The sequence below is a fragment of the Actinoplanes sp. NPDC051633 genome (assembly GCF_040681735.1).
GTDB lineage: Bacteria > Actinomycetota > Actinomycetes > Mycobacteriales > Micromonosporaceae > Actinoplanes.
Genome location: NZ_JBFAZH010000387.1, coordinates 1 through 6,320 on the forward strand (window position 1 = coordinate 1; position 6,320 = coordinate 6,320).

Here is a 6,320-nt window from a genome sequence, read left to right on the forward strand (position 1 = left end):
CCTGGCGACCGGCATGAGCTTCGGCAACGCGCTGCGGGAGATGGGTCAGTTCGACACCGCGCTGCACTACTGCGGGCAGGCCGCGGAGGGGTACGCGACCGCCATGGGCGCGGAGAACCCCCTCGTGCAGGCGGCGCGGGTCAACATCGCCGCGATTCACTTGGCGCGGGGGGACGGGCACCGCGCGGCGGAGATCCTCGACGCGGCTCTCGACGCGCTGACCGGGCGGCTGGGGGAGCGGCATCCGTTCACCGTGCTGGCCACGGTGAACCGTGCCGGGGCGGCGTCGATGGTGGATCCGGCATCGGCGCCGTCGTGGTGGGCCCGTGCCTATGAGCGGTCCCGCGACGTCTTCGGCGGGGAGCACCTGGACACGCTCCTCACGGCGGCCGGTCTGGCCGCCGACCGGCCGGCCGGCACGGACGAGGACGGTTCGCGGCCCGGTCTCGACCAGGTGCTCGCCGTCCTGCGCCGGCGGTTCGGCGCCGGTCATGCGCTGGTGACCCGGGTGGCCGAGGGGTCGAGAATCGTCGTCGACATCGAGCTGCCCTCTGCTTGATCTCAGCTTTGACAAATGTTGTCAGGTCTTGTCAGGGGAACGGGCAATCGCCGTGGCCGCCGCGCTTGAATCGCCTCGGTCCCGTATTTTTTGTGCGCGTGTCCGACGTGCGAATCTTGACAAAACATGAATTCTCAACGCTTACACTCGCGTTCGTAGCACTTGCTGGCAGGCTCTCCACACTTCCTGTCCGGTGTGGCGGGAGGTCACGGTGACGGTCGATGCCACAGACGAGTCGACGGGCGGTGAGCCGTGGGCGCCGCTGGTCGACCTGTCCGACGTCGCGCTCGATCGCCCGGTTCGCGACGATGGCGGGATGATCGATCTGGCGCTGCGCCGCGTGCTCGACAGCCTGCACGACCGTGACGGTGTGATCAGCTCCTTCGGCTCCTTCGTTTCGGACACCTGACGGGGGCCGTCGTGGGACGGACCGTACTCGTCGATGACCTCCGGGCGGTGCACGAGCGGGCGGCGCCCTGGCCGTACGCCGAACTCGACGTCGCCGCGCTCCGGGCCGCCGGGCACTCCGCTGTGCCGTTCCGCGAGATGGTGCTGAAGGTTCACCAGCGGTGCAACCTCGCCTGTGACTACTGCTATGTCTACGAGCTCGCCGACCAGAGCTGGCGTGACCGGCCCCGCATCATGCCGGACCGGGTGCGCACCGCGGCGCTGACCCGCTTCGCCGATCACGCGCGGCGGCACGGGCTCTCGCGTGTCCGGATCGTGCTGCACGGCGGCGAGCCGCTGCTCTACGGTTCCGCGCGGCTCGCCGCCCTCGTCGCGGAGGCGCGGACGGCGTTCGGCGAGGGCTGCGAGGTCGAGTTCGGCATGCAGACCAACGGCGTCCTGCTGGACGAGCCGGTGGTGGCGATGCTGGTCGAGCAGGGCATCGCCGCCGGGGTCAGCGTCGACGGAACGGCCGCCGATCACGACCGGCACCGCCGGACGCGCGGCGGGCTCGGCAGCTTCGCCGCGGTGGCACGCGGCTTGGACCTGCTCCGGCGCCCGGAGAACGGGGCCGCGTACGCGGGACTGCTGTGCACCGTCGCCGCCGACACCGATCCGATCGCCTGCTACGAGCAGCTCCTGAGCTTCGATCCGCCGTCGATCGACCTGCTGCTCCCGCACGCGAACTGGCAGAACCCACCGGCCCGGCCGGGCGCGGCGGCAGCACCGCACGCCGATTGGCTCATCGCGTTCTTCGACCGGTGGCACGCGGACGGTGCGACCACGCGCGTCCGGCTCTTCGACAACACCATCAGCCTGGTGCTCGGCGGCGCGAGCCGCAGCGAGCAGGTGGGTCTCAGCCCGTCGGGGGTGGTCGTGGTCGAGTCGGACGGCGCGATCGAGCAGGTCGACGCGCTGAAGAGCGCGTATCAGGGGGCGAGCGCCACCGGCCTCAGCGTGCTGCGCGACGATCTCGACGCGGCGCTCGACGACCCGGGCATCGTGGCCCGCCAGATCGGGAAGGCGGCGTTGTCCGACGAGTGCCGGGCGTGTCCGGCGGTCGACTTCTGCGGCGGCGGCCACTACGCCCACCGCTACCGGCCCGGCGTCGGATTCCGGGCCCCTTCCGTGTACTGCGCGGATCTCCGCGTGTTCATCCGGCACGTCTACGACCGCGTTGCCGCCGACCTGTCAGAGCGCCCCGGGAGCACGACATGATCGACCTTCGGCTCACGCCGGCCGCGTTCGACGGGCTCGCCGGCGGGTACGGCGGCCGGACCGGCATCGGGGAGCTGCGGGAGGCGCAGGTCAGCAAGCACCTCTTGCTGATCCGCTTCCTCCTGGACCAGCTGCCGGCCACCTCCACGAGCCCCGGGAACCTGCTCGAGCGGTCACGCGTCGCGGCACCCGAGGAGTTCCGATCGGTCATCGGCGCTCCGCTGGTGGGCGCGTGGGCGGCGATCGCCGGGCGGGCGGCCACCCTCGGCACGGTCGCCGAGGCCGATCTGAGCCACCTCAACGCGATCGCCATCGTCGCCGCGGCGGCGACCGGGGTCGACGGGTGCGTCCAGGTCCCCGTCCAGCACGGCCGGGCGGTGCTGCCCGGCCTGGGTGCCGTCGTGGCCGGTGACGCCGCCACCGTGGCGGTGACCGCCCAGCGTGGGCGCCTGCTGGTCACGACGGACCGGGGAGGCCTGGAGGTGCCGGCCGGCCCCGAGCGGGAGGTGTCGGGGTGGGAGCCGGTCCGCGTGCTGTCCGCCTCGTCGGCCGGCCTGCGGATCCGGCTGGGCCTGGACGACGTCCACCCGTACCGGCACGGCTATCACGTGCCGCCGGCCAACCGGCTCCCCGCCGCCGAGGTGGACCGGTGGCGTGCGCTGTTCGACGAAGCGTGGGAGCTGCTGGCGGTGCACCTGCCGGAGCGGGCCGCCGAGCTGGTCGCCGGCCTGGAGACGCTGGTGCCGCTGGCGCAGACCGACGCGCGGTCGGCGCGAAGTGCCACCCTCCGGCACGCGGTCGGCGTCTTCGGCCTGACGCTGCCCCCGACCCCGCACGACTTCGCCGTGACGCTGGTGCACGAGTTCCAGCACTCGAAGCTGAGCGCCCTGCTCGACCTGACCCGGCTCACCGACCCGGCCGACGATCGCCGGTATTTCGCGCCGTGGCGCACCGACCCCCGGCCGCTCGCCGGGCTGCTCCAGGGCGTCTACGCCTTTGTCGGAGTCGCCGACACCTGGCGAGCGTTGCAGGGCACGGTCGGCGTGGCCACCGCCCGGTTCGCCGAGGCCCGTCTCCAGGTGGACCGGGGGCTGCGCGCCATCGAGGAGTCCGGTGCGCTGACCGGCGACGGCGAGGCGTTCATCGCGCGGCTGCGCCGGACCGCGGACCGGCTGCTCGCCGAGCCGCTCCCCGGCACCGCGGACGAGGACGCCCGGGCCGCGCTGGCGCGCACCTACGCCGCGTGGCGCGACCACAACGGGACCTGACGATCAGGTGGGCGGCGGCTCGATGTCGCCCTCCAGCCGCCGGCCCGCGGCGGCGTCGACGACCTCGGGGTGGTCGGCGCCCAGCAGGGTGCGCAGCCGGTCCACCGAGTCGTCGAGCAGGGCGGCGCCGCGCTCGGTGTCCCCGGCCGCCCGCAGATCGTGCGCGAGGTTGATCTCTCGCATGACCACGTACGGGTGCTGCACGGCGGCGCGGCTCAGATCCAGCATGTGCTCGGAGAGCGCCAGCGCCTCCCGGGTGCGGCCGGCCCGGGCATGGTCGGTCGCGAGCGAGGTGCCCGCGCAGATCGTGTACGCGTGACCGGCCCCGAGCTGGTCCTGCAACCGGCGGTACACCGCCTCGTCGACCGCCGTGGCCCGATCCGCATCCCCCTGCGCGCGCAACAGGATCGCCTGGTTGACCTCGGCGGCCAGGGTCAGCGGGTGGTCGTGGCCGAAGTCCGTGCGGCAGCGCAGCAGCACCTGCTCGAGCAGCGCGCCCGCCTCGTCGAGCCGGCCGGCCTGACGCAGCGCGTTCGCCAGGCTCATCGTCGCGACCACGGCGTGCTCGTGTGTCTCCCGCAGCGTCCGGACGGTGCGTTCCTGCGTCTCCCGCAGCACCTGGATCGCCTCGTCGAGACGACCGATCTTGCGCAAGGTGATCGCGTACGTCCGCTGGGCGATGAGAGCGAGCGGGTGGGTGTCGCGGATCAGTCGTTTCTGGACCGGAAGCCACTCCTCGAGCCGTTCCAGGGCGACGTCGTAGCGGCCGAGACCGTAGTAGTCCCGGGCCACGTTCATGTTCATCCGGAAGACCTCGACGTCGAGCGCCCCGGTGTCGGCGAAGTGGGAGGCGATCTCCTCGTCGAGCCGGGCCGCCTGGTCGAACTCGCCCATCAGCCGGTGGTCGACCGCCACGTTGCTCATCACCCGCAGGGTGTAGACCTCCTCGTCGCCGAAGACCTCGCGGTGCAGTTGCGCGCTGCGCTGGTCGAACAGCAGGGCGTCGCGGTAGCGCCCCTCGATGCGCAGGTCGTGGCCGAGCTGGTTGCCGGTGATCAGGGTGTACTCGTGCCTCGGGCCGAGAACCTCGTTGTGGACGAACCGGTCGTACGTGTCCTTGATGATCTCGGCCGCCTTCTTGCTGTCGCCGAGTGCCCGCGTGGCGTTCGCGATCTGGGCCCGGGCCAGCAGGGTCGACTGGCCGTTCGGCCCGAGCTGCCAGTCGGTGCCCTTCTCGGTGGCCCACTCCGCGGCGGCCATCTGGGCGAGCAGGCGGCTGTTCTCGTAGTCGCCGGTGATGTAGAGGAAGCGGGCGTGGTCGAGCACGGTCTGGCGGCCCTGGGGCGTACCGGAATGGATCATGTCGGCGGGCTGCAGGTGCGGGCCCATCTCGCTCTGCAGATCCAGCTCGCCGATCTCGTCCGGATCGCCGGGGCTGGCCGCGGTCAGCAGGTTCTGGACGTTGCGCAGCGTCTGCTTGCGCTGGTCGGGATCGAGGGTGTCGCGCACCACCCGCTGGACGAGCCGGTGCACCTGCAGGCGCGGCGACTTGTCGGCGCTGGCCGGCGTCGTCGCGGACGCGGCCCGGCTCACCGTCTTGGCCAGCCCGTACCGCCGGAGCTCCCGGACCAGCTGCCCGGTGCGGATCGGGCTGCTGAGCGCCTCGCGCAGGGGCGACGACAGCTCGGCGTTGCTGCCCCGGCGTAGCAGGGACTGCCGGATGCCCTCGCCGCCGAGGAAGGCGAAGAGGGAGAACAACTGGGCGATCGCCTCGTCGATGCCGCGCAGCTTCTCGATCGCGACCGCCACGAACGCGGCGACGGTGAGCGGATAGTCCGGCGGCTGGCCCTCGTTGAGCAGCTCGATGCGGTCGTCGAGCAGGTCGATGTACTCGCGGATCGGCATCATGGTCGCCAGGAACCACGCCGCCGCCTGCTCCAGCGCGAGCGGGAGGTCGCCGAGCTTGTCGGCCAGCTCGCCGGCCTCCTCGGCGGTGATCATCGGCAGACCGTCCTGATCGGACATCCGCTTGGTGAGGAGCTGGACGCTCTCGTCGCGGTGGAAGACGTCGACCTCGATCGAGATGCCGATCTTGCTCCACTCCTCGTTCCGGGTGGTCACGATCACGTGACCCCCGGTGGACGGCAGCAGCGGAGTGAGCCGCGACGGATCGTCGGCGTTGTCGTAGACCAGCAGCCACTCGCGGTCGCTGCCGGCCAGCCAGTTGAGCACCGTCCGGGCGGTCTCCTGCTGGTCGTCGGCGACCGGCAGGTCGAGGCGCTGGGTGAGCTGGGTGAGCGAGGACAGCACCGTCGCGGTCTGCTCGGCGGGAATCCACCAGATCAGGTCGTACTGGTCCAGGTGACGGTGCACGTACTCGTTGACCAGCTGGGTCTTGCCGACGCCGCCCATGCCGTTGAGGGCCGGCGGGAGCACCGAGGTCGTCGAATCCTGCTCGAGCGCCCGCCCCAGCCGTTCGAGCAGCTCGACGCGGCCGGTGAAGTTGCGGTTGCGGATCGGGATGTCACCGACGATCCGCTCATCGGCACGGTAGGCGTGCGGACGGCTGGACCGCGGGCGAACGGTGGTGAGGTCGGCGAACCGCTGCGCCGCCTCGCCACGGTGCCGCGACACGATGATCTGACCGAAGGCGCGCAGATCCGCGGGGGCGTCGGCCAGCTCCTCGAGGAGCGCCGCTAGATCCGCGGCGGCGTCGTCGGACCGGTCGAACACCAGATCGCGGGTCAGCGCCTCGCTCAGCTCGGCAATCCGGATGTCGCGTGTCGCCCGGCTCTCGAGACCCGGCACCTGCAGGAGACTGTTGATCA

Annotated in this window: 5 protein-coding genes; 4 read left to right on the plus strand and 1 reads right to left on the minus strand. The window is 71.9% G+C overall.

Annotated features, from left to right (window positions below; genetic code table 11):
- The 4 genes from AB0M20_RS21410 to AB0M20_RS21425 all read left to right on the plus strand — a co-directional run.
- Nucleotides 1-559, plus strand: a 559-nt coding sequence (locus AB0M20_RS21410; RefSeq protein ID WP_364300657.1) for a tetratricopeptide repeat protein, incomplete at its 5' end; no start/stop codon positions are given.
- Nucleotides 560-770: 211 nt separating this feature from the next.
- Nucleotides 771-968, plus strand: a complete 198-nt coding sequence (locus AB0M20_RS21415) for a hypothetical protein (RefSeq protein WP_364300659.1) — start codon at nucleotides 771-773, stop codon at nucleotides 966-968.
- 11 nt (nucleotides 969-979) lie between these two features.
- Complete coding sequence (locus AB0M20_RS21420) at nucleotides 980-2,224, plus strand: FxsB family cyclophane-forming radical SAM/SPASM peptide maturase (RefSeq protein ID WP_364300661.1); 1,245 nt, start codon at nucleotides 980-982, stop codon at nucleotides 2,222-2,224.
- Nucleotides 2,221-3,492, plus strand: a complete 1,272-nt coding sequence (locus AB0M20_RS21425) for an HEXXH motif domain-containing protein (RefSeq protein ID WP_364300663.1) — start codon at nucleotides 2,221-2,223, stop codon at nucleotides 3,490-3,492. The genes AB0M20_RS21420 and AB0M20_RS21425 overlap by 4 nt, the downstream gene beginning before the upstream one ends.
- A gap of 3 nt (nucleotides 3,493-3,495) precedes the next feature.
- Here the strand turns inward: AB0M20_RS21425 and fxsT are convergent.
- Nucleotides 3,496-6,320, minus strand: a 2,825-nt coding sequence (fxsT, locus tag AB0M20_RS21430) for an FxSxx-COOH system tetratricopeptide repeat protein (RefSeq protein ID WP_364300665.1), incomplete at its 5' end; no start/stop codon positions are given.